The organism is Proteus sp. G4380 (genome assembly GCF_963885725.1).
GTDB lineage: Bacteria > Pseudomonadota > Gammaproteobacteria > Enterobacterales > Enterobacteriaceae > Proteus > Proteus mirabilis.
In genome coordinates, this window is record NZ_CAWPAV010000105.1 from 1 (window position 1) to 26,480 (window position 26,480).

Annotated in this window: 30 protein-coding genes; 8 read left to right on the forward strand and 22 right to left on the reverse strand. The window is 39.8% G+C overall.

Going from position 1 to position 26,480, the window contains the following annotated elements; all coding sequences use genetic code 11:
- The 5 genes from ucaA to AACU98_RS09445 all read left to right on the forward strand — a co-directional run.
- Positions 1 to 528, forward strand: a 528-nt coding sequence (ucaA, locus tag AACU98_RS09425) for a uroepithelial cell adherence major pilin UcaA (protein WP_202611366.1), incomplete at its 5' end; no start/stop codon positions are given.
- A 64-nt stretch (positions 529 to 592) separates the two neighbouring features.
- Positions 593 to 1,318 carry a fimbrial biogenesis chaperone gene (locus AACU98_RS09430; RefSeq protein ID WP_004247529.1) on the forward strand — a complete coding sequence of 242 codons (726 nt, stop codon included), beginning with the start codon at positions 593 to 595 and terminating at the stop codon, positions 1,316 to 1,318.
- 9 nt (positions 1,319 to 1,327) lie between these two features.
- On the forward strand, positions 1,328 to 3,862 hold the full coding sequence (locus tag AACU98_RS09435; protein WP_004247528.1) for a fimbria/pilus outer membrane usher protein: 2,535 nt from the start codon (positions 1,328 to 1,330) through the stop codon (positions 3,860 to 3,862).
- Positions 3,863 to 3,871: 9 nt separating this feature from the next.
- The gene (locus AACU98_RS09440) at positions 3,872 to 4,954 is read left to right on the forward strand and encodes a fimbrial protein (RefSeq protein WP_004247527.1); all 1,083 of its coding nucleotides are present in this window, start codon (positions 3,872 to 3,874) and stop codon (positions 4,952 to 4,954) included.
- A gap of 100 nt (positions 4,955 to 5,054) precedes the next feature.
- Positions 5,055 to 5,360: a helix-turn-helix domain-containing protein gene (locus tag AACU98_RS09445; protein WP_004247526.1), complete on the forward strand. Its 306-nt coding sequence runs from the start codon at positions 5,055 to 5,057 to the stop codon at positions 5,358 to 5,360.
- 22 nt (positions 5,361 to 5,382) lie between these two features.
- Here the strand turns inward: AACU98_RS09445 and AACU98_RS09450 are convergent, their stop codons facing one another.
- The 9 genes from AACU98_RS09450 to AACU98_RS09490 all read right to left on the reverse strand — a co-directional run bounded on the left by AACU98_RS09450 (position 5,383) and on the right by AACU98_RS09490 (position 13,994).
- Positions 5,383 to 5,529, reverse strand: coding sequence for a hypothetical protein (locus tag AACU98_RS09450; protein ID WP_234369225.1), 147 nt, complete (start codon positions 5,527 to 5,529; stop codon positions 5,383 to 5,385).
- 541 nt (positions 5,530 to 6,070) lie between these two features.
- Positions 6,071 to 6,331 carry a hypothetical protein gene (locus AACU98_RS09455; RefSeq protein WP_004247524.1) on the reverse strand — a complete coding sequence of 87 codons (261 nt, stop codon included), beginning with the start codon at positions 6,329 to 6,331 and terminating at the stop codon, positions 6,071 to 6,073.
- Positions 6,332 to 6,380: 49 nt separating this feature from the next.
- Positions 6,381 to 6,995, reverse strand: coding sequence for a hypothetical protein (locus tag AACU98_RS09460; RefSeq protein ID WP_102086656.1), 615 nt, complete (start codon positions 6,993 to 6,995; stop codon positions 6,381 to 6,383).
- Between the two features lies 1 nt (position 6,996).
- Positions 6,997 to 7,359: a hypothetical protein gene (locus AACU98_RS09465; RefSeq protein ID WP_004247521.1), complete on the reverse strand. Its 363-nt coding sequence runs from the start codon at positions 7,357 to 7,359 to the stop codon at positions 6,997 to 6,999.
- Complete coding sequence (gene gpJ, locus AACU98_RS09470) at positions 7,359 to 11,552, reverse strand: TipJ family phage tail tip protein (RefSeq protein ID WP_004247520.1); 4,194 nt, start codon at positions 11,550 to 11,552, stop codon at positions 7,359 to 7,361. The genes AACU98_RS09465 and gpJ overlap by 1 nt, the downstream gene beginning before the upstream one ends.
- Before the next feature lie 51 nt (positions 11,553 to 11,603).
- Positions 11,604 to 12,209: a tail assembly protein gene (locus AACU98_RS09475; protein ID WP_004247519.1), complete on the reverse strand. Its 606-nt coding sequence runs from the start codon at positions 12,207 to 12,209 to the stop codon at positions 11,604 to 11,606.
- Positions 12,206 to 12,916 carry a C40 family peptidase gene (locus AACU98_RS09480; protein ID WP_004247518.1) on the reverse strand — a complete coding sequence of 237 codons (711 nt, stop codon included), beginning with the start codon at positions 12,914 to 12,916 and terminating at the stop codon, positions 12,206 to 12,208. The genes AACU98_RS09475 and AACU98_RS09480 overlap by 4 nt, the downstream gene beginning before the upstream one ends.
- Positions 12,913 to 13,656: a phage minor tail protein L gene (locus AACU98_RS09485; RefSeq protein ID WP_004247517.1), complete on the reverse strand. Its 744-nt coding sequence runs from the start codon at positions 13,654 to 13,656 to the stop codon at positions 12,913 to 12,915. Before AACU98_RS09485 ends, AACU98_RS09480 begins: the two co-directional genes overlap by 4 nt.
- Positions 13,653 to 13,994, reverse strand: coding sequence for a phage tail protein (locus AACU98_RS09490; protein WP_004247516.1), 342 nt, complete (start codon positions 13,992 to 13,994; stop codon positions 13,653 to 13,655). The genes AACU98_RS09485 and AACU98_RS09490 overlap by 4 nt, the downstream gene beginning before the upstream one ends.
- Before the next feature lie 143 nt (positions 13,995 to 14,137).
- Between AACU98_RS09490 and AACU98_RS09495 the strand changes: the two genes are divergently transcribed.
- Positions 14,138 to 14,266 (forward strand): hypothetical protein, encoded by a 129-nt coding sequence (locus tag AACU98_RS09495; protein ID WP_258165012.1) that lies wholly within the window; start codon positions 14,138 to 14,140, stop codon positions 14,264 to 14,266.
- A 90-nt stretch (positions 14,267 to 14,356) separates the two neighbouring features.
- On the opposite strand, the gene AACU98_RS09500 is transcribed toward AACU98_RS09495, so the two are convergent.
- From AACU98_RS09500 to AACU98_RS09530, 7 genes are all read right to left on the reverse strand, one after another.
- The gene (locus AACU98_RS09500; protein ID WP_004245945.1) at positions 14,357 to 14,647 is read right to left on the reverse strand and encodes a hypothetical protein; all 291 of its coding nucleotides are present in this window, start codon (positions 14,645 to 14,647) and stop codon (positions 14,357 to 14,359) included.
- Between the two features lie 11 nt (positions 14,648 to 14,658).
- The gene (locus AACU98_RS09505) at positions 14,659 to 17,589 is read right to left on the reverse strand and encodes a phage tail tape measure protein (RefSeq protein WP_107033976.1); all 2,931 of its coding nucleotides are present in this window, start codon (positions 17,587 to 17,589) and stop codon (positions 14,659 to 14,661) included.
- Positions 17,590 to 17,656: 67 nt separating this feature from the next.
- A complete protein-coding gene (locus AACU98_RS09510) occupies positions 17,657 to 17,890 on the reverse strand; it encodes a hypothetical protein (RefSeq protein WP_049195350.1) in 234 nt (77 codons plus the stop codon).
- A 143-nt stretch (positions 17,891 to 18,033) separates the two neighbouring features.
- On the reverse strand, positions 18,034 to 18,351 hold the full coding sequence (locus AACU98_RS09515) for a hypothetical protein (protein ID WP_049201311.1): 318 nt from the start codon (positions 18,349 to 18,351) through the stop codon (positions 18,034 to 18,036).
- 21 nt (positions 18,352 to 18,372) lie between these two features.
- A complete protein-coding gene (locus AACU98_RS09520; RefSeq protein WP_049201309.1) occupies positions 18,373 to 18,852 on the reverse strand; it encodes a type VI secretion system-associated protein TagO in 480 nt (159 codons plus the stop codon).
- A 211-nt stretch (positions 18,853 to 19,063) separates the two neighbouring features.
- A complete protein-coding gene (locus tag AACU98_RS09525; RefSeq protein ID WP_065424105.1) occupies positions 19,064 to 19,843 on the reverse strand; it encodes an ORF6N domain-containing protein in 780 nt (259 codons plus the stop codon).
- A 75-nt stretch (positions 19,844 to 19,918) separates the two neighbouring features.
- Complete coding sequence (locus tag AACU98_RS09530) at positions 19,919 to 20,491, reverse strand: BRO-N domain-containing protein (protein ID WP_080974785.1); 573 nt, start codon at positions 20,489 to 20,491, stop codon at positions 19,919 to 19,921.
- Between the two features lie 325 nt (positions 20,492 to 20,816).
- Here AACU98_RS09530 and AACU98_RS09535 point away from each other — a divergent pair, with 325 nt between their 5' ends.
- Positions 20,817 to 21,536 carry a helix-turn-helix domain-containing protein gene (locus tag AACU98_RS09535; protein ID WP_062814383.1) on the forward strand — a complete coding sequence of 240 codons (720 nt, stop codon included), beginning with the start codon at positions 20,817 to 20,819 and terminating at the stop codon, positions 21,534 to 21,536.
- 77 nt (positions 21,537 to 21,613) lie between these two features.
- On the opposite strand, the gene AACU98_RS09540 is transcribed toward AACU98_RS09535, so the two are convergent.
- From AACU98_RS09540 to AACU98_RS09565, 6 genes are all read right to left on the reverse strand, one after another.
- Positions 21,614 to 22,576: a P63C domain-containing protein gene (locus AACU98_RS09540; protein WP_060961180.1), complete on the reverse strand. Its 963-nt coding sequence runs from the start codon at positions 22,574 to 22,576 to the stop codon at positions 21,614 to 21,616.
- Between the two features lie 213 nt (positions 22,577 to 22,789).
- Positions 22,790 to 23,065, reverse strand: coding sequence for a DUF1799 domain-containing protein (locus tag AACU98_RS09545; RefSeq protein ID WP_081232606.1), 276 nt, complete (start codon positions 23,063 to 23,065; stop codon positions 22,790 to 22,792).
- Between the two features lie 26 nt (positions 23,066 to 23,091).
- Positions 23,092 to 23,397 (reverse strand): phage tail assembly chaperone, encoded by a 306-nt coding sequence (locus AACU98_RS09550; RefSeq protein WP_004245960.1) that lies wholly within the window; start codon positions 23,395 to 23,397, stop codon positions 23,092 to 23,094.
- Between the two features lie 51 nt (positions 23,398 to 23,448).
- Complete coding sequence (locus AACU98_RS09555) at positions 23,449 to 24,105, reverse strand: phage tail tube protein (protein WP_049201298.1); 657 nt, start codon at positions 24,103 to 24,105, stop codon at positions 23,449 to 23,451.
- Between the two features lie 44 nt (positions 24,106 to 24,149).
- Positions 24,150 to 24,551, reverse strand: coding sequence for a phage tail terminator-like protein (locus AACU98_RS09560; protein WP_063691635.1), 402 nt, complete (start codon positions 24,549 to 24,551; stop codon positions 24,150 to 24,152).
- Positions 24,548 to 25,129 (reverse strand): hypothetical protein, encoded by a 582-nt coding sequence (locus AACU98_RS09565; protein WP_004245966.1) that lies wholly within the window; start codon positions 25,127 to 25,129, stop codon positions 24,548 to 24,550. The genes AACU98_RS09560 and AACU98_RS09565 overlap by 4 nt, the downstream gene beginning before the upstream one ends.
- Before the next feature lie 210 nt (positions 25,130 to 25,339).
- Between AACU98_RS09565 and AACU98_RS09570 the strand changes: the two genes are divergently transcribed.
- Positions 25,340 to 26,480 (forward strand): IS4-like element ISVsa5 family transposase (locus AACU98_RS09570; RefSeq protein ID WP_001443860.1); only part of this gene is annotated, 1,141 nt, incomplete at its 3' end.

Genomic DNA, 26,480 nt, shown 5'->3' on the forward strand with positions numbered 1-26,480 from the left:
GCACTAGCTACTATTCTTTCTGCTGCATTTGCTGGCTCATCTATGGCGTATGACGGAACAATTACATTTACAGGTAAAGTTGTTGATCAAACATGTTCTGTTGATACCCAATCAAAAAATTTAGCTGTTATTTTGCCGACTGTTTCAGTCGCAACATTAAATAATGTAGCAACAACAGCAGGCTTAACTCCATTTACAATTAAGTTAACTGGTTGTTCCACAGATAAAGATGGTGCTAAAAACGTTAAAGTATATTTTGAACCATCCGCTGATACTGATTTAACTACACATAATTTAAAAAATACAGCAACAGGAACTAAAGCAAATAATGTTCAAGTTCAATTACTTAACTCAGATGCAGCAACAACAATCCAGTTAGGTACTGATTCTGCAACACAAGATGTCCATCCAGTACAAATCGACAATGCTAATGTAAACCTTCCATATTTTGCTCAATATTACGCAACCGGACAATCTACCGCTGGAGATGTAAAAGCAACCGTCAACTATACCATTGCCTACGAGTAAGGTTTATTCGATTGCTTTTGTTTTACGGGGCAGAAAAACTGCCCCATTTTCTTCTAGAGGTACTATGTTAAAGTTCATTCTTATTTTCTTGACTCTATCTGTATCTATAGTGGCTCAAGCCAGTGTGGTTATTATGGGAACTCGCGTTGTTTATCCCGCAACGCAAAAAAGTATTAATGTTCAATTAAATAATGACGATGAATCCCCCGCATTAATTCAGTCTTGGTTAGATACCGGAGATGCAGCTGCAGCACCAGATTCAATTCATGTTCCTTTTATCATTACTCCCCCCATATTTCGTATGGAGCCGAAATCAGGGCAAACCATCCGGATTGTCTATACCGGTGAATCATTACCACAAGATAGAGAGTCTCTTTTCTATTTAAATGTCTTAGACATTCCGGCAAAACCTAAATTGGAAGAAAATTCGGAAAACTCAGAGGGAAATAACAATTACTTACAATTAGCCGTTCGTAGTCGCATTAAGTTTTTCTTTCGCCCTGATAATCTCAACGTAACGCCTGATGATGCTTACCAAAAAGTGACTTGGCATCAGGAAGGAGCACTACGCATTAAAGCGATTAACCCAACACCTTATTACATCACTTACAACAAAATCTCAGTGGGTCAGGATAAACAGCTAACGCCTGTTGAACAAAGTGGGATGATAGCTCCTTTTTCTTCAAAAATATTTTCACTTAAAGAGAAGCCAATATTAACAAATAAAGTCACTTGGGTTGTTGTTAATGATTATGGTGGATACCAACAAGGTGAATCTACTTTGGAATAAGGTAATATAATGAATTTTAATAACCAATTACACCTCATTTCCTATCGTTATTCTCTTCCGTTTTGTGTCGCTTTAGGGATTGGGGTGATAACAATTTCTTCATTCGCTGCTGAAGAAGCTGAATTTGATCCTAGCTTTTTGCATTCAGTACAAGGAAAGAATGCGATTGATATACGTCGCTTTAATTATGGCAACCCTATTCCTGAGGGCAAGTATTACGCTGATATCTATCTCAATAATGAATGGAAAGGAAAAGCTAATGTACAGTATTTATATACTGACAATGCGAATACGTCGACGTTATGTCTAACGCCGGAATTACTTTCATTAATTGATGTCGTCAAAGGCACTGTTCCTGAAAACAGTTATAAAGCCACTTGTTATCCCGCCTCAGAAGGACTCCCCTCAGCAAAATTTCATTTTGATTTATCCACTTTAAAGCTGAATATAGAAATTCCTCAGGCACAAGTGAATACTCGACCTCGAGGATATATTGCCCCTGCACAGTGGCAAAGTGGAGTCCCTGCCGCATTTGTCAACTATGATGTTAACTATTATCAATACAATACTCCGGATATAAATAATGAGCAGACTTACCTTGGGTTAAAAGCGGGACTCAATTTATGGGGATGGGCTTTTCGTCACCGTGGTGGTGAAAGCTGGAATAATGGTCATTCTACCGGATATCAGAATATCGAAACAAATGTGACGCATGATATTGCTCGGTTACGGGCACAATTCACATTAGGTGATTTTTATACGAATGGCGAGTTAATGGATAGCCTTAGCTTACGGGGAATTCGATTAGCATCGGATGAACGAATGTTACCCAACTCTTTACGTGGCTACGCTCCGATCGTGCGAGGCATTGCTAATAGTAATGCTAAAGTTACGATTTATCAAAATGCTCACATCCTTTATGAAACAACTGTGCCTGCTGGCCCCTTTGTCATTAATGATTTGTATCCCAGTGGATATGCTGGCGACCTTCTTGTGCAAATAACCGAATCTAATGGACAAACAAGAACATTTACGGTTCCTTTTGCTTCTGTTGCCCAACTTATTCGTCCCGGATTTAGCCGTTGGCAAATGTCAGTGGGACGCTATCGTTATGCAAATGAGACATATCATGATTTAATTGCACAAGGCACATATCAATATGGTTTGACAAATGATATCACTTTAAATAGTGGACTGACCACAAGCTCAAAATATACCGCAGGATTGGCTGGTGTTGCTTTTAACACGCCGATTGGGGCAATTGCATCTGACATTACATTGTCCAGAACAACATTTAATCACTCTAACGTAACGCGTAAAGGCTACAGTTTACATACTAGCTATAGCGTCAATATTCCGACCACGAGTACAAATATCACGTTAGCAGCCTATCGTTATTCATCTAAAGATTTTTACCATTTGAAAGATGCGCTATTGGCTAATCACAGTGAATTTATTGATGATGTTTCCATAAAAAGTGCCGCATTTTATCGCCCTAAAAATCAATTCCAAGTTTCAATTAATCAAGAATTAGGTGAAAAATGGGGAAATATATTTTTAACTGGTACCACTTATAATTACTGGGAGCATAAAGGAAGTCGTAATGAGTATCAGATGGGATATAGCCATTTTTGGAAAAAACTTGGTTATCAGATTGGCTTTTCTCAATCACGAGATAATGAGCAACAACGCCGAGATGACAGATTTTATGTGAACTTTACGCTTCCTTTGGGAGAGCGTGTTCAAAGCCCCATTTTTTCTACTGTCTTAAATTATAATAAAGGCGAGAAAAACAGCATTCAAACATCCATCAGCGGTATCGCTGGGGAAGATAATCAATTCTCTTATGGTATTTCAGGTAATAGTCAGGAAAGTGGACCTTCCGGCTATGCGATGAATGGAGGCTATCGTTCACCTTATGTAAATGTAACCGCAACCGTCGGGCAAGATACTCAACATAATCGTCAAATGTCATTGGGGGCGTCGGGGGCGGTTGTTGCACACCCTTATGGAGTGACATTGAGTAATGATTTAAGTGATACTTTTACCATTATCCATGCAAAAGGAGCACAAGGTGCGGTTATTAATAATGCACCAGGTAGCCGATTAGATTTTTGGGGTAATGGTATTGTGCCTTATGTCACACCCTATGAAAAAAATCAAATTAGTATCGACCCCGCTAATTTAGATTTAAATGTTGAATTATCAGCAACAGAACAAGAAATTATTCCTCGTGCTAATAGTGCCACGTTAGTGACATTTAATACTCAAACAGGGAGAAGCCTGCTGTTTGATATTCGTATGCCAGATGGCAGTACTCCTCCAATGGCTTCCGAGGTTTTGGATGATCATGAACAGTTAGTCGGATATGTTGCTCAAGCTGGGCGCTTATTTACCCGAGGTCTTCCCAAACAAGGTCAACTTGATGTGATATGGGGACCAAATCATGACGATAAATGCTCATTTACATATCATGCGACACACAATGAAACTGACATGCGGCCTCAAATCATTCCTGTTCAGTGTATACCGCACTCTAATTAGGAACAAAACATGAAAAGAATATTTGTTATATTATTTCTTTTAAATCTATTCCCTAGTCTGGCTGTTGCTGGTGCAGATGACTACGTACCGTCTCCAATAACAATCAACACATCTACCCTCCCTGTTGTTGTTATTGGTCCTGCTGATGCCCATACTTACCCACGAGTGATAGGGGAACTCACCGGAACAAGTAATCGATATATATTTAACGGCGGTAGTTTAATAGCATTAATGCGTGGAAAATTTACTCCTACATTACCTAAAATAGGCAAAATCACATATAACTTTCGCCAAGGAAATAACACTCAATCTTCCGATTTCGATATATTTGATACTGGAGTTCCAGGGCTAGGTATTATTATTGGTATGGCGGGCTATTGGCCTGCAACGCCATTGGTTCCCATAAACAGCTCAAGTATATATATTGATCCTGTTGCCGCCAATACAAATCCAAATGCTTATAATGGTGCAACTGGAAGTTTTGGTGCTCGTTTATATGTTGCTTTTGTCGCAACAGGACGATTACCTAATGGGTATGTAACGATACCAACCAAACAACTGGGCCATATTTTATTGGAATCTAATCGGGCAAGTTTGAATAATAAAAGATTAACAGCTCCTGTTATGTTAAATGGAGGGCGCATCCAAGTGCAAAGCCAAACATGCTCGATGAATCAAAAGAATTATGTTGTTCCATTAAATACTGTCTATCAATCCCAGTTCACGTCTTTGTATAAAGAAGTGCAAGGAGGGGAAGTTAATATACAACTTCAATGCCAAGACGGTATTGATGTTTATGCTACATTAAATGATGCGACCCAACATGGGAATCGTTCTGATATATTAACATTAGCAACGGATTCTACGGCAAAAGGCGTTGGGCTAAGATTATATAAAAATAATGAAGTAACTGCGATTAGTTATGGTTCAGACACTCCTAACAAAGGAAATCAAAATCAATGGCATTTTTCAAATTATAGAGGAGAGATAAATCCACGTATAAAATTAAAAGCTAATTATATAAAAACAGAAAATACTATTACGCCAGGAAGTGTAAAAGCAGTAGCAACGATTACTTTTTCATATCAATAAAAATTAATTGAGTTTTATAAGTAGAGTAAAATGCTTTTATAACAAATGCTTTTTACTCTGTTAAACTTAAAAATCTGTTTATTGTTGGAGAATGAAGTTCATGAGTACAATTAATTCCATTATTGCTTATAGAATAAAGCAAAAAAGAAAAGAATTAGGGATGACAGGGAGGGAAATAGCCCATTCATTGGAAATAAGTCAACAGCACTATTCACGTATAGAGAATGGATATACCAAAATAACAGTAGAACATTTATTCTCTATCGCGTTTATTTTAGGTGTCAAACCTAAAGAACTATTGCCTAATTATAATTTTTCAAATGAAAAAGAGATAATTAAAGCAAAACAATCATTATCAGCAGAAATCATTATGCCAATAAAGAAAAACGACATGTATCCTACATAAATATAGACAGGTATTTATTTTATTAAAAATAATGTGAACCATTAAGGATATAAAAGGGAATACGTTGCTCTACATGATGTTGCCGATGAACATCACGTATCCATTCACTCACAAAAATCTGTTTTCCCCGAAAACGAATCCCCATATCCCCGTATTGCGCTTGGCCCAATCAATGTGGTCATCCTGATAAGACGCATTCACAAACTGACTGGTTGCACAGACTAAAGGCAAGCTATATGGAGTCTCTACACTCCCCTTCCGTAATAACAATGCCATTGATTGTCCTCGGGTAAAAGGCAGATAGTCCGTATTAAAGACCCGTGCTCCATCTTCACTGTACAGTGATAACCCCCCAACGTTTCTTCGGGGTCAAAACCATTCCTGAAACGAATACACACACATAAATGTCTGTTTGGGCTGAGCTGTATAATTGCTTTTTATGCGCTAAATAGCTCACTTCCGCTTGAGAGTTGGTGGTATGATAAAACACAACACACTTATCTAAATGCGATAATATTGTCGGCAAAGACCAATAGCGCCCGCCTTTAAGGTGGATTTTTTGTCGAAACACACAATAAGCCATTTGTGTATTACGTGTAATCGCACTTCGAAATCCCTGAAAGGTCCACACCACTTTTATCTAACTTTTTACTAATATCCCCCAGCACTTTTTTAACACCATCGAGCGTAACTCGTTGCTCGTTTAAGAACTACGTAATATCTGATGCAATAGCGGTCATACGATTATTAGCGTCGCTGTATGAGTTCGGCTCAGTGAGATTAATGCTGTAACTAGTGTTTTTTACGGTAAATGTAGCCGGTTGTGAAATGACTAATTCTGTATCGCTATTAACCCTGTCCACCATATAAATAAAATTAGCATTACCATTTTTAATTAAAATAATGGTACCTGTGCCAGAGACAATAGCAGACCCTGACACTGTGCTAACAGTGCCTGTTGTGTATATCATGATTTATTTCCTAAAATTTAGATACAAAAAAACCACATTAGTGCGGTATTTAATCTTCTAACATTGAAACGTCTATCATAAGCCCTTGTTCCATTAATCCAGAACCTTCTCGACTCGGAGGCATACTTATCCAGCCATCCTCTTCTCCTAAGAACTCGTATCGATACTCAAATGTTAACCCTCCCACATCATCAACCAAGACATAACGCTCGCTATATCTTTTGAATGTCCAAACTTCATCCCACGTGTCAGGGTCTATGTAGCTTCGTATGTTTGTATTATGAAAATACCCCATAGAGCGAGTCTTAATCATGCCATACCGATGACCACTTTTGCCTGCGATTCTTAATGAGCCTTTGCCAGCGCTCCCCGCATTGACATCATAATATTTCTCAAAGCAGACCAACTTAGCAAGAGATGAAAATTTCATTTTCCCTTGCTCATCATAAACTTCAAGACCAACTCCGTGTTGAGGTATGCTTACCTTGGAAATCGGAGCAACCATCCATTGGCTATTTAACGCATAGATTCTCGGATAGCTATCATGAGGGCCTGATGATGACGTTAGTTCATCAGGAGTTGCTTTTCTCAAAACACATATTGTTTCGAGTTTATCGGTTAATTGTATCAGCCTATTATTTGTGTAAATTTCTACACCAACCATTTCACACCACCCATACGACAACATGACTTGAGAATGAGTCATTCGCTTGTGTCTGCCCACCACCAGAGCCATTGTTCTCCCAGCGATAGATATTGTAATCAACGCGGTAATTTAACGTGTTCCCAGATATGGAGTACTCTGTTCTCTCATTAGGCTTATCTACATGAAATTCACCACTCCATCGAGAGCGATACCGTAGCCAGAAATGGCAAACAACCTCACCTCCTAAGGAAATCTCAGGAATAGTAAGAGATCCATATTGGGACAAAGGAAGGTCAAATTGCCCCAAGTGGCGCGGTATAATAGTGTCTTCTCCAATAATGAGTCGCCCTTTCTCATCATATATTTCTAAACCCATGCCCATTACCATATCCCCATTCTGATACGCATTGTGCCTTTTTTATCAAACAAACGTTTTAATATGTTTGTTTCAATCCAGTACCCCTGAGCGTTATTCCCATATTTAATTTCTTCACCAGTGCGCATATTAAGTTGATAGCCCACCTTGTTTGCATGGCTGAAATTGGTTGATTGCAATACATTAGCTATTTTTGCACTGGTAATAGTTGCATCACCAATAAAAGCTTCATTAACAACCACCTGTCCATTCTTCACGATAAACGGTGTCACCACTTTGCCATTTAATGACGATATCACTGCAAAGTTTTGGGCATTGACCAGAAATTGGCTATTTCCTTGTGCATTAAACCCTAAGCCAATGCCCGTAATGACTTTATTCCCTTTGCTATCTTGCTGAACTTTCATTGTCCATGATGCGGAAATTTTGCCATTTATGTCGGTGACCACTTTCGACGTTTGTTCGATTTTGGCTGAACTTGTACCCACTTGGCTTTCAAGGCGAGTGACTTGCTGGGCGGTAGAGGTCACTTTACCTGAGACCTCAGTCACCTTAGTTTCAAGTTGGTTTACCGCATTCGCCGTTGCATTGGCTTTCTGTTCGCTGGACTTAGGTACTTCATTCGCCACAAATCCTTTTGGTGCCACCGATTGTTTGTTATTGGTATAAGTGCGGGTGATAATTTGATGGTTAACACTTTTATGCTTAGTGAGCTGATATTTAGCCCCTCCTCGCAAATAGATATATTCCACAGAACCATTCGTTAATTGAGCTGGCCCCATCACAGGGGATTGATTTGTCCATCGCCAATCAAAATTATCAATGATGCGGTTTTCAGACTGGGTTCCCCATCCAGAACCACTCACTTGCCATTCCACAATCATGGCAAAACCTTTGGTATTGTGAGTCGCATAGCTCGGTTTATTGTCTCTATATTGCCCTAATGTCCTAAAAACCTTAAAGGCATAACGTCGAGAAGTTACTAATGGCAAAATAATCGGATAATAGGTGTTTTCATTGAGTTTAGATAAATCTAAATCCACCACCACAGACTCCGTTAAATCGGCTTTCACTGTATCTAATTTGCTGGATAACGTTTGTACCTGAGAGGTTGCAGACGTCACTTTGCCATCAATATTAGATACTCGCGTATTTAACGCATTCACCACACTGCTATCAGCTTTCCCCTTAAGATTTGAATTGAGCGTTGAAATCTCTTGCGTTTGTGCTTGCTGTTTCGAGGTGAGGGTTTCTAATGATTTATTAATCGCTGAAACATTCCCATTCATCCGTGTTTCCAGTGATTGTCGGGCTTTCGCTTCTGCTTGGTCGCCTGTAACACGTGCTTGTTTCTCTGCGGAAATGAGTCCTGCGGTGACTTTCGATAAATCATTACCGGTATAATCACCACGAAGTTGAGTGGCTAAGAATTGGCGTTGTTGTGCTTCGGTTTTATCAGTCTCAATACGTGCTTGTTGCTCTTGTTTAATTGCGGCTGCCTGTGCTTCTGTTGCCGTTGAAACTTGATTTATCCGCTCAGCCAGTAATTTTCCTGCCTCCTCCCATTTTTTTTCACTTTCTTCAATCGTTGCTCCATGCCTCATCAACTCAGATAAAATCTTGTCATGATTTATCCTCATCAACTCATGTAATTCAGTAATATCGATTTGGTTAGCTTTACTGTTAATTTCACCCAATAAGTCTTGTGCGAGTTGGTCTCGGCTGATTTGCCCCGCTAATTCATCAAGAATAATACTAGCATCAAACTCAGATTCTCCCAGAATAAACTCAGTCCATTCGGAATGATTACCTATTTTATCTACCAGTCTTGCTCTAAAATAAAACGTTAAACCTGCTGATAACCCTGCCATTTCATAGGTTTTTGAGGGATAAGGAACATCAGATAACAGCATCAGACCTTCACCATTATTGGTTTTGCTGTACTGAATTTCCGTTTTTAACGTATCACTGGTGTTTTCACCAAATTCCCAGCCTAACTTAATGCCAAATACGAGCGGTGAAGCTCTAAAGTTTACAGGTTTAGGCGGGCTCCCTACTTTTCCTGTCAGTGTTGTTTCTGGCGCATTAGTCCATACACTGGATATTTCAGACGCATTTATCGCACGAACTCTCACCTGATAACGACCAGCATAAATGCCATCAACTTCAAACCCACATGTCGATGTTCTTGGCATTGATACCCAGTTATTATTATCTCTCCGCCATTGAGCCTCATAGGTAATGGCATTATCAACTGCATCCCAATCAACACGCAGAGTAATAAATGAAATACCTTGATTAACCTGAGAATAGGATGATATACGAATGTTTTTAGGTGGTGCTTGCACACTCGGTGGAACAATGGTGATTGGACGCTCACCTATTCTTGCGCCAGAGTCAATGTGATCGTAATTGCTTGGGTTATGGATTGCGCCAGTAATAGTGTATGTATTATCGCCATTATCAGTAATATTAACGACCCGATAAAGTTGTAATGTTAAATCATCAGCATCAACTGTCCAAACTGCGTTTTTCTCTGGTTCCTGTGAGTACTCCGTTGAAATTGTAATGATATTATCAGCAACCAGTGATACGGTTCTTCCCTCTGAGCGCCCGTTTGGCAGATTAACAATCAACCTATCACCAGCTTTAATATTGGCTCTGCGATCAAGTGTTATTTTTCTGCCTTCTACACGCGATATACGTCCACCATTATCTCTTCCAGCCAATGTAGAATCGGCAACAGCAATGATATGACCAGGAGAAGGTATTGCCCCCTCTAATCCTGTCGCAAAACTAATAACTCTGTCGTTAGCATTGGTGAGTAACGCCCAGCGACCTCTACGGTTAGCCTCCGTCTGTCGAGTGCAACCTATCGCTGATATTTCAGTTTTGCGTACTCCGTAACGACGCTGTAGTTTAATATCGGCCACAGCCTCAATCGCATCATTACTGTGGTTATTGGTGTCTGTGTAGGAAACTAATGCTTGTGTATATCGATTTTGCTGACTACCTCCTGAATAGGTAGGCTTACCTCCAACAATATTGGCATTAGTAAACGTTCTAAAAATACTATCTGGCATATCAGCGACAACATTAACCTTGTTATCAGCCCAAAATGTCATACCACGAAAAATAGCCGCTATATCTCTCAGTACTTGGTATGCCGATTCTTGCGATTGAATATAAACATCACACAGGAATCGAGGCTCCTTACCATCACCACCATGCCCATCGGGTACCAATTCATCACAATATTGCGCAATCTTATACAGGTCCCACTTTTCAACCTGAGAAGACTGGATCCGGTCACCACAGCCGTAGCGATTATTGAGTACTAAATCATAAAATACCCATGCCGGGTTATTGGTTGCTGCAAGTTTAAAGGTGCCATCCCATACGCCTGAATAGGCCCGATTAATCGGGTCATAATTCGTGGGCACTTTGATAAGCAAGCCACCTTTTGGGCGAACGCTAATTTTAGGGATGCGATTATTAAATTGACGCGCATTGAAAGTAATAAACAATAGGGCCGTATTTGGATAACGCAATTTAGCATCGATAACATCAGTAACAGCAGAGATAGTAACCTTATCAACAATTCTGGCTGTATTCTGATTCTTAGTTAATCGTCGGACACGGATCTGCCAACCTGTATTTGCCTTGGGTAAGTCAATGCGGTGTGTTCGCTGGTATTCGCTGGTCGTTTTACCATCAAAAGCAGACTTTAATACTTCATTATATCCAGCACCATCTGTAGATAAGTCAATAGCATATTCAATTCTATAGCCTGTAGTATCCCCGTTATCGTGTTGTTGAAACAATTGAGGAACAGATAGTCTAATGCGCACAGCAGATAGCTGAGTGTTATTAATGCTCCGCACATAGGGCTGATCGTCTTTTAATTCCAACCCTACCGATGTTTCGCTATCTACTGATGGGATACCCTGAATGTATTCTTGGTGTTCACTACCCGGTCTAAATTCCCAAGTGACACCCTCAAAATTCTTAGTACCGTCCGCATTGCCAATCGGTGTATCATCAAGAAAAATACGAGTATCGTCTAAGCCACCAGCAATTTCACCTTCTGAGATAGCCAATAAAATCTTAGCTGTTGATTCAGAAAGTAAGCTATCTGGTGATTCCGTGGGCGTATGTCCGCCACCGCCACCACCTTTTGCACCATGAATTAATTCCATATTTCACCCATAAAAAAAGCCACATAGTGGCTATTCTGAAATTCGTTTATGTTATTGCTGATCTTCTGTGTAAATCCCTGCAGAGATTATCGCTCCACCCACTTCTCGCCTATCTAGTCCATAAAGTAAAGGAACTGGATTTCCTTGTGCGGTTGTGTTTACAACACCACCAAAGGCGTATGAAGGTTTATTGTCGGCGTCTTGACGCACAGATAAGCCACGCGGCTGAGGTGACAGCATTTGCACTACGCCACCTAGCGCCATTGCTGCCCCGCCCATAGCTAAAGCACCACCAGCAAAACCACCCGCACCGAATGCAGCCCAACCTGCAGGACCTAACATCATGGCAGCACCAATCATGGCTACGCCTAAAATAGTCTGGAAAAACCCACCACGCTTGCTACCTTTTATCACTGGCGCTATGCGGATCTCTTCTGTGGTATCAAGATATAATTCATCTTCAGCAATGTTGCGCTTACCTTTAAATACGGCAAACTCCAGCCCTTTCAGGTGTGCATTAGCAAGAAACGGCTCAAACCCATCATAAAGCACGGAGAGCGCCTTAATTGCTTCGCGAGGTGAATCTATATCTAATTTGTGTTCACGCCCAAACTTTGCGCCAAGAACACCATATAGACGTATTGTTTTTAGGCTCATACAAACTCTTTCCTCCGCACAATTTTTACGGTTCTATCTCGCCAATAATCACTGTAAGGAACCAACCTGCTGAGTTGACCATAAAGATGGTGAAGTAACATGCCATTCATAATCACACCAGCGTGATTAGGTACATCGGCTTGCACTTGCATGATGATCATGTCACCCTCTTTCGGCTCACCAGCAATATCAACAAAACCTGCTTTTTGGTAATTATCCATATACAAGTTTTCGCCTTCTTCCCACCAATACCGATCAACGCTGTAGTTATGTAACTCAATACCGTGTTTTTGGTGGTAGTAGTCCATAATTAACGACCAGCAATCAGCATAGCCCAACACAAAAGGCCGTCCTTCTAATTCTCGTTCACCTCGAGGGTAAATAATTCGAATATCACCCTCTGGGCATGATGCGATCACCCAAGGTAATCCTGTCGCATCACACTGTAGTTTATCTATTTCGCTAGGTTGAGTCGTTACACCATCTCCACAATGGCTGTGCACAATTGCTATTGGCTCTCCCCAGTCCTCAGCAAGGGCGTAACCCTCTGGAGAAAGCTCAAAATGCTCTGTTGGACTATCTGAAAGATTGCTACAAGGAAAGTATTTTTTAACTCGACTTTTCTGACAGATAACTCCGCAAGCTTCTTTTGGATATTCAGCTTTTACATGTTGAAATATCGATTCCCTTAATTTTTTTGTGATCATCTCGTTAACCCCGCAGCAGGAAACCCTCCGAAATCTAATGGCTCATTCTCACCAAAGCGTTTTTTGCAATCACTAATAAGTCCACCACAACTATCTAGCGCAGGATCATCAACAGGGTTTCCTCTCTCATCAAAATATTTACTCCCTGAATATGAGCACCCATTACCACTACGATAATCGCCTTTCATGCACCAATAACAAAGGTTATGAATTTGTCGAACGGGTATCATTACTCCCTGCAAATCAAACGGGCTAGACAGCTCGAACTCTACGGATTCGCCAGCCACCTCATTAGTTTTACGATCGATGTAATAAACTTGTTTAAAGCATTCGTCTGGATTAGCTGTTGAATTTCCCTCAGGAAAGTTTTTAGCATCAAGATAGTGAGCAAATGTCTCATAAATAGTTACTTTGGCTTGCACCATGTCGTCAAACTGAAGACATAGAGATGAAATTAAGCCATCTATATTGGCAACCTTTAGAGATGGTCTCGCTGGACTACCATCACTATTTTTTGCCATTCCTTCAACTTCGTAAGGCCATGCTCCGTATTCATTTCCTTGCCACCAAATTGGTTTTGGCTTGATAACACCATTAGATTTCTCTATTTCTTCCGGTGTGTGAGGTAAGTTATAAGCATGGAAGCGAAGAATAGGGCCATCAAACCCACTACCATCCACCTCAATTAATTGAACCTTATTACCCGGCTCTAATTTTTGTACATCTGCTGTGATATTCATGCGCTAAATGCCTGTTCAAACGTAGCTGTCAATTTCATTACTCCATCAGAGATGGGGAGCATCGTTATTGAATCAGCTTTAACACGATAAAGCCCTTTTTCACCAAATGGAGGCGTCCAAATAAATGATTTTGCTGTGTGTCGCCGAATGAATTTAAAAATAGGCATCACCTCATCTTTTAGTCCCATATAAGCAAATGGCCACGTTTGAGATTCTGGATTAATACCATCACCAGCAACTTGTTTGTAACCATCTCCAAATTCAACTTCTTTAATGCGATGCTTGAACTCACCGCTTGGCGAATCTTGTATTTGTGTTCGCCATTTAAACTCTTCCATTGGTTACTCCAATAAAAAAGGCGATACAAAGCCGCCTGATCAAATATCAGGATATTAATAAATATCCATTAGGTTATTTTATATATTCAGCCCAGAGAAACTTACCGAAGGAATGGCTGACTTACTTCGATGGAGAATTGAATATGTTAGTTAGTGAAATGGCAAAAGACATAGAGGCCCTTCAAACACGTACTCTTGCTTTAGAGTATATAATTCAAGTAATGATTAGGAATATGTCTGATATTGAAAAAAAAAACTTATTAGTGAATTAAATAGAGTATCGCATGATAGTCCTGTAACTATCGAGGCGTTTGGTATCATTCAGTCACATTTACATAATTAGTACCATATTATAAAGGCGGTTACTGTGCCGCCTTTATGCGATCTATCATGGTTCTTGCATATTTTTCCGCTCTCCCCATAAATGAAGCAAATGTTTCATTTGGGTTATAATCCTCTGTGTACTTAAATTGTAACTTTGGTTCTTCATCTGGGGTATTATTTCCCACTATCTCCATTACTGTAATTTCTGACGTTAATATAGGTTTTTCACTTATTTTTATGGCCCCAATGCCATATCTTTTTACATCCCCTGTAATTTCCACTCCTGAAAATTTGTTTGATAACAATGGGAACTCTACTTTGATTTTCATAACTACCTCTCTTAATTGCCTTTGATTGTTCTTGATAATGCAGATGCTGGGTTTCTAAGTAAATTGTTAACCCCACTTTCCACCATTTGCTGGAATTCACGCTTTAATGATGAAGCATTGGCTTGATTACTTGACGGCTGTTGCTGTTGTCCATTTTCAATATTAATATCTCCTAAATTAATCTGTACGTTTCCACCACTAGCAATTTGAGGATTGCGAGCGATAAATGCTGTTGGCTGTGTAACCGACATTGGCGCTGAACCACCGACATGACCACCTGAAGCATAACCTCGCTTTCCTGCATCCATTAGTCGATAAAGGTTGGCAATACCTAATCGTTGCGTTGCTTCCTTGGTAAAGACGAACTCGCCTTTATGTACTACACCCGCTGGATCATGTTTTCCACCATCGCCTGTATAACCACCACTTGCAAATCCAAAGAAATTACCTACCGCACTACCACCAAATGCCGCTTTCATAGCATTTAGCATAGCCATCTGCATTAACATCTTGGTGGTCATTTCTAAGAATGAGCGAGTGAAGTCAGCAAAATTAGCTTTGCCCGTCAATACAAAATCAGAGAGACTGTTACTCATGCCCTGAAATGCTGATTGACTAATTTGAGCTACGTTACCGTAAACGTTTGTTGCCTGATCTTGGAATTCAGCAAAACCTTTCTTAACGCCTAACTCCCAGTTAGCACGAATAGCGTCTTCTTCAGCGTACCATTCCTTTAATTTGTCCTTTTTTTCAGGAGTGTCAGCTTGATTTAATGCGCTTTCTCTTTGTTGCAATCGGCTAGATAGCCCTGCTCCTTCCCTCAATGCTTTTATTTTTGCATTAAGGTTGTCCATCCATTTGTTCTGTTGGTCTAGCTCTCTATTTTTTTGCTTTTGAAGCTCAACATCATCACCAGCTATGGCCAATGCTTCTTGAGAAGCAAGAATGTAGTCCTTTTTAGCAAGCAACGCCTTTTCGTCCTTGGTTAACTGCCTTGTTTTCTGAGCCCCCTCAAGGATTGATATTTTCGCCTCCATATCCCACAGCTTTTTACGCTCAGAGCTAATCACATCACTGACTGTTTTATGCTCTTTTAGCACCTTCAATTGTGCTTGCAGGGATAGTAGGGCTTGATTTGCTGATTCGTCTACTCTAGTACCATAATCTGGTCGGTAGGTTGGGGTTTTACCTTTACCTCTGGCTTTTTCTTTCTCGTAACGCTCTTTCTCTCGGCGGATGGCTTCATCTTTTGCAGCTTGAGATGCATCCGCATTATTTATTATCTCCTTGAGTAGTCTCTGGTGCTTTTCCTCTGCGGTTTCGTATTGTCGCTTTAATTCTTGATCGGCTCTAAACTGCGCTTTTTTACGCTCTTCCTCATCTCTTGCGGCTTTTTCTCTTGTGTTTTTAATGTCACGTTGAAATTTTTCCTCCTCTAACAAGGCTAGTTTGTTTCTAACTTCATCTATAGTTAACCCTGTTTTATATCGTAATATATCTTCTCCAGCAGGTTTTATTTGTGCATCTACTAAAGCTTCCTTATATTCTCTAATTTGCTGATCAAGACTTTTCGTCCTACCGATGTCTAGCATTGCATCCCATGCGCTACTAGCCATGTTTTTAACCCCTTCCCACGCTCTCTCAAGGTGGCCTAGATTTTCCTTTATCTGTTTGGTTCGCTCATCCATAGCATTGGCATATGATTCCATAGCCATTTTAGCCGCTTCTTGCTCTTTTCCTTGCGTCTGAAGTGTGGTTATTTGTTCTAATTGGGTAGCAGTTAAAAAATGTAATGACTTATCTAATTCAGTGACCGCTTTAACTGGATCTTCTTGCAATCTCTGAAATTGCTTTATTGTCTCATCAACCGATTGACCAACGGTCTTTTCCATAGCAGCAGCAGTTTTAGATACCATATCAACATCTCGACCCGAGAAAGAACCAGATCCAACTACTTTTGAGATAGTATCAGCCATTCCATACTGAGCGATCCCATTCCCCGACAAGCTTCTAGCCAAAGCATCTAGCTGTGCCGCTGTTCTTCCCGCATAACCACCAGTAAGAATTAGCTGCTTATTATACTCGCCAAATTCTTGCGACCCTTTATACGCGGCTAACGCCACAGCTGCCGCAGCACCAGCAAAACCAAACATAGCAACTCTTGCAGGGGTAATAAGTGATGCTAACGCTTTTAGTGAGTTACCGACACCACCAAATGAGTCCTTTATTTGCCCCCCTTGTTGTATCATCACCATCCAGACTGGCATTCCTGATGCTAATGACGTAACAATATCTGTCATTTGCATGGGAAGTTGACGCATTGCTTGTTTATATTGACCAATGGTAATTGAGCCATTCATAAAGGCTTTTTCTTGCTCTTTTAGCTTATTGATCATCGGCGCAGCTTGTTGCGACACACCAAGTTGAGCAGCTTTTAGCTCTAAAATCTCTGTCCTCGTTTTGCCTATAATTTCAGTTTGATTTTTCAGTGAATTTAAAAAATCATCAGCAGCTTGCTTGGCTCTATTTGTTGCCGCCTCTTGAGCTAATAGCGCCCGCCCTTCAGCCGTAAGAGACATATTAACTCGTGTTAATTTATCTCTAGTCTGCTCAAGTATGGCGTTATAGTCTGCAAACTGATCCTTTGGTAATATCCCTTTTTTATTTGCCTCTATTAATTTTTGAGTGGCTTTATCAAGCGCATCAAATGCTTTATTGGTTGGATTTATTGAATTTAATAAGTCATCAAGTTCTTTCTTTTGCCTCTTTATCGCGTCGGCTGCTCTCTTTTGATGATCAACCCCTCTATTAAACTGGTCATTTAAATTTCGCGAAGAACCGCTTACCTTCTCTGCTGTATCGCCGAACTCCTTTAACTTTTGTGTGCCACGCTCCAGATCTGACGTATCAGCCTTTAATGATATTGTTGCTATATCTGCCATTTAATTTCCTCCAAATATAAAAAAACCACCCGAAGGTGGTTATTGATAATGTTATTAATTTATTTAACTAAGGGTTCACGCCATATCGAGAGCGAAAATCAGATTCCATCTTTTCACATGAGCTAGCAATAAATCGTTTTTGTTCGTCAGAAAGAGATTTTTTATCATACTCCTTCCAACAATAACTTATTGCATTTCGGTCTTTTGATTTTTCTTTGCTTTCTGGTGAAGATGACATAATTGCGCCATAAATCAAAAATCCTGCTATTAAAATAACAATAATTAATAATAGTTGTCTCATCCCGTCCTCTCGGTTCTTTATTTAGTTTTTTTAATGTTAGCTGAGTATAGATGCAAATTAAAGCAAACAAAAAAGCCCCATTGAGAGGCTTCACTCTATTTAACTTACTGGAAATAAAACTCAAAAGAACGAACGCTATTTCATTACCTATCAAAAACCCTTCCGTTGGTTGATTTTAAGTATGCATATTCGCTGTACGGGAATCTAATAATGATATCGTCTTTATCAATTGCGTTTCCTAACATTCTCATTCTGCACAACAGGCTTACTCCACCAGTTTTCTGTATACATAAGCTATCTGGACTCTCAAAAAACTTCATATCACCCTTTTTCCAGATAACAACGGTTACACCATCTGGTATCGCACCTATTGGCTGTACTGTAAATATGGTTAATTTATTATAAGCAAAAATAGATAAGGTAATAGCTAGAATGGCAAGTATTACTAGTAACTTTTTCATTACAAACTTTCTTCCTTTTTATTATAACTTCCAGTTACAAGCGGATGATATTTCTTTTGCTATCGTATCTATATTTTCCAGATCAAATTCAGCTATCACTTGAGTTTTGCCATACGGGCTATATCCAGAAATTAAACTCTTTTTACCCACTAAACTTTTAATTAATGATACAGGTTTAGGTACAAATAATGATGTGCCACCTTCTCCAATCCCCCATGACTGAGTTAAAGGTTTTTCTTTATCTATTCGCAGAGTCACCTTGGAATTATAACCGCTACCAATATAGTCCCTCATTGATAAATAAGCCTCAGTCTTATCATTTTGGCAACGTAACACAAGTGATACATCTTTATCTTTTGCAGAAAGAATTGCGTAATAATCTATTTTGTCTGTTAATTTATTTTCTTCCTTACTGACCAACCAATCACCAACCTTTTGATAGTCAGCAGCAAAAACAGAACTAGAAAGTGATAATACAGAAATAAGTAAGATTTTTTTCATTATAAATATTCCTTGCGAGTAATAAACTAATCTTATGTTATGTATTATCTTTACGTTACTAAAGGTAAATTTACTTTTTATATCTAGTTCCGTGATCCGTATCCCTAGTTGTCACTAGTAGTATCAATATCATCCTAAAAAAACAAAGCAAAAAGCCTCAATTAAGAGGCGCAATATGTGATCTCGAACAAGCCGTCCTTGGCTTGGGTGATTAGAACAATTTAGCTAAATCCACATCATAAGCGGACTTCCATGCGCCTGATGGGTATGAGTTAGCTGTTCCGTATCTATCATCATGAACAGTAGATATTTCTACATCATTCTCTTTGCACCACTTCTTCAATGGTTGCCATTTGAATTTTTTGTTTAGTTTCTTCTCTACTGCTAATACTGTTGCGTGTTTTTTGCTTTCACCTAGCTTTTCAGCAAGACGATTCTTTTCACGAACAGCTTTAGATGCCGTAGCCATTGAAGTTGCTTCACGTTTTTTACCAATCCACGCTTTAGTTTCTATTGCATGGTCACGCTCGGCTGCGATCACTGCTTTCTCTTTTTCTGCTTTTAATAAGTTTTCCAGTGCTTCAATGTAATTACCAGGAAGGTTATTATTTTTTCGTGTTCCAAAATAGGTATCTTCGAGTAACTCAAAGAAATCCCATGCTTGATCAGTTTCCAGCATTTTAGCGTGGCGAGATGCTCCGCGTTCTGTCCAGAGATAAAGCAATCTAGCTTTGTTCGATATTTGCACTCCACTAAATGATGACCGCAAAATAGATAATTCATCACCTTCAATCTTGAAGTAATGTTTACCTTCTTCGAATCTAGATTGATTTCGATTGAAATTATTTTGTATGCTTTTAATCTCCGCGCCATAACCAATAGCCAGTGATTCAGTGGTAATCACCTTCTGGTTACGATAATAGACTTCTGGAACCGTAAAACGGTTTTGCGTGACAACTGAGTTATTGTTTGCTACTGTAATTTGACTCATAAAACATTCCTTTTAGGTTTTGTTTGGGATTAGCCAACAGTTCGCTCCTGTTGGCTTTTCTGTTTTTAGTGCCTATCAATGTGTTAACCTCTTAAGTTGTTTTGTCTTAGCTATTCCTTTCATGTGTTGTGAATACATTAAAAACATACTCATTGTTGAATTGAGATGTTTTGCCATTTTCGGATCGAAGTTTTCCATATCCTTTCTAGCCTCATCCCATGTTGTACAAATCAGACTTAATCTTGCTAATAATCCGTTTGCACTTACTGAGTTATCTTTTTCGACTGGTAAGTCTTTCTTGTCAGCTACTTCTCTATCCAGAATATCCAGCACCCATTTACGAAACTCTTTAGCCACTGGAGTCGATGCAAACATTGCGATCAGGTGAGCGCCACGAAGTGAGTAAACTCTAACCACTTTATTACGTAAGCTATTGTTTATTCCGTTGAACGTCATATTGACGGTCATTGTCATAGAGTCAGTAAACTCATCTGAATTACGTGAGTACAATTTACTTACACTATCAGTACGGCTATAACCTAATACCTGTGCAATTTCAGTTGATGTCAACCACACTTGCCCATTTTCAACGATAGGGTTGAATGCGAAGTTCTGGAAAGTTAAATCTGTTTTAGCTACAATGTTCATGTCATTTATTCCTCGTAAGGGTTTACTTGGCAACTGGCCTCAGTTGTTCGTGCAACTGGGGCTTTTTATCGAATGCGTACTTCACCTTTTTCTTCTAATTCCTTCAAAAGATTAAGTCGATACAAGACTTCACTATGTAGAGTTCTAAAACACTGGTCTGCTGATTTAGATATGTAGGCCTTAAGATCATCTGGCATGCGTAGTTGTATAGGGTTTATTGTCTTGGTGTTCTTCATCATGTATCCTCATAAAATAAAACATCAAGTTCATATTACTTCATGAATAAACAAACATCAACATACTTCATGAAGATTTAGGAGAAATAATGAGTCAATATGAAGATGGCTTTCCTCAAAGACTATTATCAGAAAGGTCTAGGCAGAACCTAACCCAGCAAGAACTTGCAAATATGGTTGGTATATCTCAACGTCAAATAGCTGCTTATGAGGCTGGAGAGTCTAAACCAAGGATAGGAACTCTAATGAAGTTAGCAAATGCTCTTGACGTTAGTTTTGTATGGCTCGCCAGTCACTCAATAGATATAGGTGACGTCAGAGTTATTAGCATGAAAGACAAGCCTGCCGATAAAAGTATGACGGTTATCCCCCTGATAGATATTGATAATGTTATTCCATGGATAAAAAATGAACTATACAGAGAAGGGGCGCATGAATATGTTTCTATAAGTGGAGATGTACGCTACGGTTCATTTGCTATTACCCAAAAAGATGCCGCTATGAGCTATACAAGCAGGGAGGGTATTTCATTTCCAATTGGGTCAATAGTGGTGTTTGACCCTAGCAGAACACCTGTTAAAGATGGTGACTTTGTACTAGCTATAATCAATCACAAGTCATCTGTATTTAGGCAGGTATTCATTGGTAGTAGTGAATGCAACCTCATCCCGCTAGATAATCGATATCCTGTAGAAAGCATATCTACAGAAAGCATTGTGGCATGCAAAAACTTACTCATCCCAGCAACTCAGGTAATTTATAATTTACCGGCCATGAAACGAAATATTGACTCTGAAATTACCCCATAACCACCGAGCCCAAGGACGGGCTAGGTTCAGGCAACAAAAAACCCACCGGAGTGGGTTGATTTATACTGCTTATTCAATTATGCTTTATTTACTTTCATTAAAGCCGCCTCATAAGACTCTTTATCATCAAATAACTCAGACACAGCAAGAACTTTACCAATCTGTTGTTTTAGAGCTTTCACCCCAACTTCAGCTAAAAACTGATGAATTTTATCCCCTTTTTTCCCATTTTCATCTTTATTCTTTCTGGCTAAATCAAGGATTTTTCCGTTACTTTTTGCCAGGGGTATATAAATTTGTTCATTTGTTAGCTTACTGAATAAAAAAGGTCTTCCTCTCTCTGGCCTGTTTAATTGATATATTTTGTACCATGCCTCATATAGTTCATCAGGGAACTCTTTCTCATACTGCCTAGCTTCCTCCCTAACAAAGGCTTTGAATGCGTCAATTACTTCCTGAACTTCTGGTCTGTATCCAGCCAAAGCATAAGCAACGCCTGTGATTCCTGATTTTGCTGATGCATTAATCAACTTTTGAGATGCATTTGCAGCTCCCAACCTAGCTGTCGGGAGAGATCCGGCCTCCCTAGCTTCTATCAAGGCCTTACCAATATCAACTATTACAGATATGTCATAACCATGAGCTTGATGCACTGTTTTAGACTTCGAAGTGAATTGAAATTTAAAGGGATTTTTCATTTTTTCCATTAATTCCAGATCACGGAAATCACTCATATACTTTGACGACAAAACCTGATCTACATCTCTAGCGTGATGACCAAGGCCTAGAAGCTCGGCAAGACCTGTCTTTGTTACCACTGGAGTTTTCTTATCATCATTCAGAACATAACATTCAGCATCAATACCAAACAAATCTTTAAAATTTCCCATATGTGTGGCTTTATATCCCCACCTAGCAATTGCCCCAGATTTAGCTTGCGCTGAACGCTGCGACGCTGTTAGTGACCTAGATCTAGCAATACCCCCCTTAGCTTTACCTTTTACTTCTTTTTTTGAATCATCTTCTTTATTATTTGACATATGCAAGCATCCTTATTGTTTTGCTGCTTGCATTATATACAATTATTAAATTTATATGCAAGCATAATTTAATTGTTCATGCTTGCATTGTAAGTTATAAGCAGCTGTATACACACGCTAACCCCCTTATCCCTCGTTGATAATGGCACGGATGCCTTTGTTTACTTTCTCTTCCTGCTCACCAATCTACGCTTACCACTGATCGGCTCATTATTACGATCTCTTATGCATCACATCTAACGCCTTAGCTTCCATAATGCGTAGATCGCTAAAAACGGTCGCTCTATCTTTGATGTTGAGTAAGTCCATTATTTGGTTTAATGGGTTGTAATCCAAGCCTGTGATACCATTCATACCTACACGCCACTGTGTATTCATAGCTGAAAATACTTGATACGAATCCCAAACATCAGGCCACACCTCAACATCATCAATATCAGGCGGAAAGCCAAAAGCACGCTCGAACTCAGTCGATTCTTTTGAACTCATTCCGCCATACATCGCCTCGGCGACCGTTAGGAGTTTTTTTCGCGGTTACCTAGTAGCTCGTTGTAATACGTTGATGAAATAGCACGAGAAGCTGATGGGTAGTTATCTAACAATATGTTTAAATTTTCTTTGTTATATGGTTCTTCGATCGCCCAGTCAGCAATAATCTGCTCAAAGAACTCAGAAATCGGTTTTTCTCGCATTCCATCAAGCTCACTTACTGAGTGATGTTTAAATGTGAATGTAACTACTTCTGGCTTTTCTTTGCCAGCAACAGGAATTTTGACGTTAGCTTTGAAGGTTGGATTTGGGACGAGTGTAAATTTAGGCATTGTCAGTCCTTAAAAAGCCCCTGATTCGGGGCTGTCGAGAATGTTTATGGATTAAGATGCGTTGGTATAAATCTGCATTTCAGATTTAAGTGAGAATCGCGCTGTTACGTTTTCAACTTCGTTGATAGCGGTGTTTGGCACACGTTGGAATGAAATTGAAGCTGTGTAATAGCGATCTTCTTCTGCGCGTTTATTGAAGAATCGGATTGCAGTAACTTGCTTACTGTCGTCCAATTTTGTTAGCAATTTACGGATAGGCAGCTTAGCATCGTGAGCAAAGGTATAAACCTGTACAACACCATTTTTATAGGTATCGATAGTTTCTGCCTGCTCATCTTCAAGAAATTGAACCTCTTGAGTTTGCTGTTCCCCACCTTCGGTAGACAGTGTCATTACCTGTGGCATGACTTCCCATGATAGTACTTTCTTTAATGTTCCTGTACCACCACCTACAGGGAATACGTTTTTATCACTGGTATCTACACCCTCTAGGGTGACTTTAGATTCAATAACACTTGCAACACGGAACGCGCCAGAAGCTTTCTTCCACCCAGATGTCACATGCACAATATCGCCTTTTGCAATGTCGCCCACGTCATCAACTGTTAGTACGGCTTCTTCGGCATTAGTTGCCTCGGTAATTTTAATTTCGTCATCGTATTTACTTGCGACGTAAACACGCGACCCATTAGGAATGTTATAGGCCATTGTTAACCTCTATTTTAGGTATAAAAAACCGCAATTAAGCGGCGTTATCGGATTGCGTTACATCGATAGGATGCACGAATAGGAATGGTATAATTTGTTTCATCTGAAATTGGAGGGAACTGGCTAGGCTCTCCGTTAATGTAGACTCCCTCCCCTAATGTTAATCCGTTCTCCAATCTGGCTTTAACGTCATCAACAATCGTTGAGAGTCGCGAGTCTCCACCCCCTACTTTGCCAACCACGTTAATTTGAATAACACCACGATAAACAAGCATATCCTGAGATAACCCAATATTATCCGTTTCTACTGGCATGATATGGAGTTGAAGATAGGGATCGTTAATATCATTAAAAGGAAGATTGGGCCATGCGATTTTAAGATTTAAATCCTTGCCAATGCTCGCCACCAGCTTTCGTATTTCAGTATTAATTGTCGACTGATTCATGATTTAGTTTCCGATACGGCAGAGTTGAAAAACTGACTAAATTCCTCAGCAGTCACAGCAACCATACCGTTAGGTGCTTGTTTCGAATGCCCCATTTCAAGGCGGTAAGCATAAGGCACATTGTTTGTGAAATAGATAGCTTTCATTCCTACCTTAAATTGTTCAATAACAACGTTGCCTAACGCCTTTGTCATATTGCCTGACTTATCTATGCGCCCCGTCTCGCCTTCCGCTGGGGCATCAAATGACACCTGCCAATTACCTCTAAACCGCCCCCCTGTATAACCAGGAGGAACATAAATATCCATAGAGTCATTAACACGAACACGCTTTTTTAATTGACGTCGCTTTGGTGTTAAATTATTAGGATCTTGTTTTAGATATTCATTATGTTCAAAAACTGCTTTATTGTAGTTTGAGGCAACCCTATTAACTTCCCATAATTCAGGATTTCCAACAGGTGACATATCAACAAGCTTCGCTAATATTTTAAACCCTGTATTTTTGACAACCGTTTCAATATTTGCGTTAGATTTGTCGATAAAGATATTAATCGACTTCATGAACTGATCTGACATGTCACGCCCTCAGTTGAGACTGATAGCAGATAATAATATCAGCGGGTTTAACAGGGTTCGGTTCATGAACGCGCAACCAAACGCCATCGACAAGCACCTTATCCTGATGAATCCCCTAATGATTTTGGTAAAAATCATTAAGTTAAGGTGGATACACATCTTGTCATATGATCAAATGGTTTCGCGAAAAATCAATAATCAGACAACAAGATGTGCGAACTCGATATTTTACACGACTCTCTTTACCAATTCTGCCCCGAATTACACTTAAAACGACTCAACAGCTTAACGTTGGCTTGCCACGCATTACTTGACTGTAAAACTCTCACTCTTACCGAACTTGGCCGTAACCTGCCAACCAAAGCGAGAACAAAACATAACATCAAACGAATCGACCGATTGTTAGGTAATCGTCACCTCCACAAAGAGCGACTCGCTGTATACCGTTGGCATGCTAGCTTTATCTGTTCGGGCAATACGATGCCCATTGTACTTGTTGACTGGTCTGATATTCGTGAGCAAAAACGACTTATGGTATTGCGAGCTTCAGTCGCACTACACGGTCGTTCTGTTACTCTTTATGAGAAAGCGTTCCCGCTTTCAGAGCAATGTTCAAAGAAAGCTCATGACCAATTTCTAGCCGACCTTGCGAGCATTCTACCGAGTAACACCACACCGCTCATTGTCAGTGATGCTGGCTTTAAAGTGCCATGGTATAAATCCGTTGAGAAGCTGGGTTGGTACTGGTTAAGTCGAGTAAGAGGAAAAGTACAATATGCAGACCTAGGAGCGGAAAACTGGAAACCTATCAGCAACTTACATGATATGTCATCTAGTCACTCAAAGACTTTAGGCTATAAGAGGCTGACTAAAAGCAATCCAATCTCATGCCAAATTCTATTGTATAAATCTCGCTCTAAAGGCCGAAAAAATCAGCGCTCGACACGGACTCATTGTCACCACCCGTCACCTAAAATCTACTCAGCGTCGGCAAAGGAGCCATGGGTTCTAGCAACTAACTTACCTGTTGAAATTCGAACACCCAAACAACTTGTTAATATCTATTCGAAGCGAATGCAGATTGAAGAAACCTTCCGAGACTTGAAAAGTCCTGCCTACGGACTAGGCCTACGCCATAGCCGAACGAGCAGCTCAGAGCGTTTTGATATCATGCTGCTAATCGCCCTGATGCTTCAACTAACATGTTGGCTTGCGGGCGTTCATGCTCAGAAACAAGGTTGGGACAAGCACTTCCAGGCTAACACAGTCAGAAATCGAAACGTACTCTCAACAGTTCGCTTAGGCATGGAAGTTTTGCGGCATTCTGGCTACACAATAACAAGGGAAGACT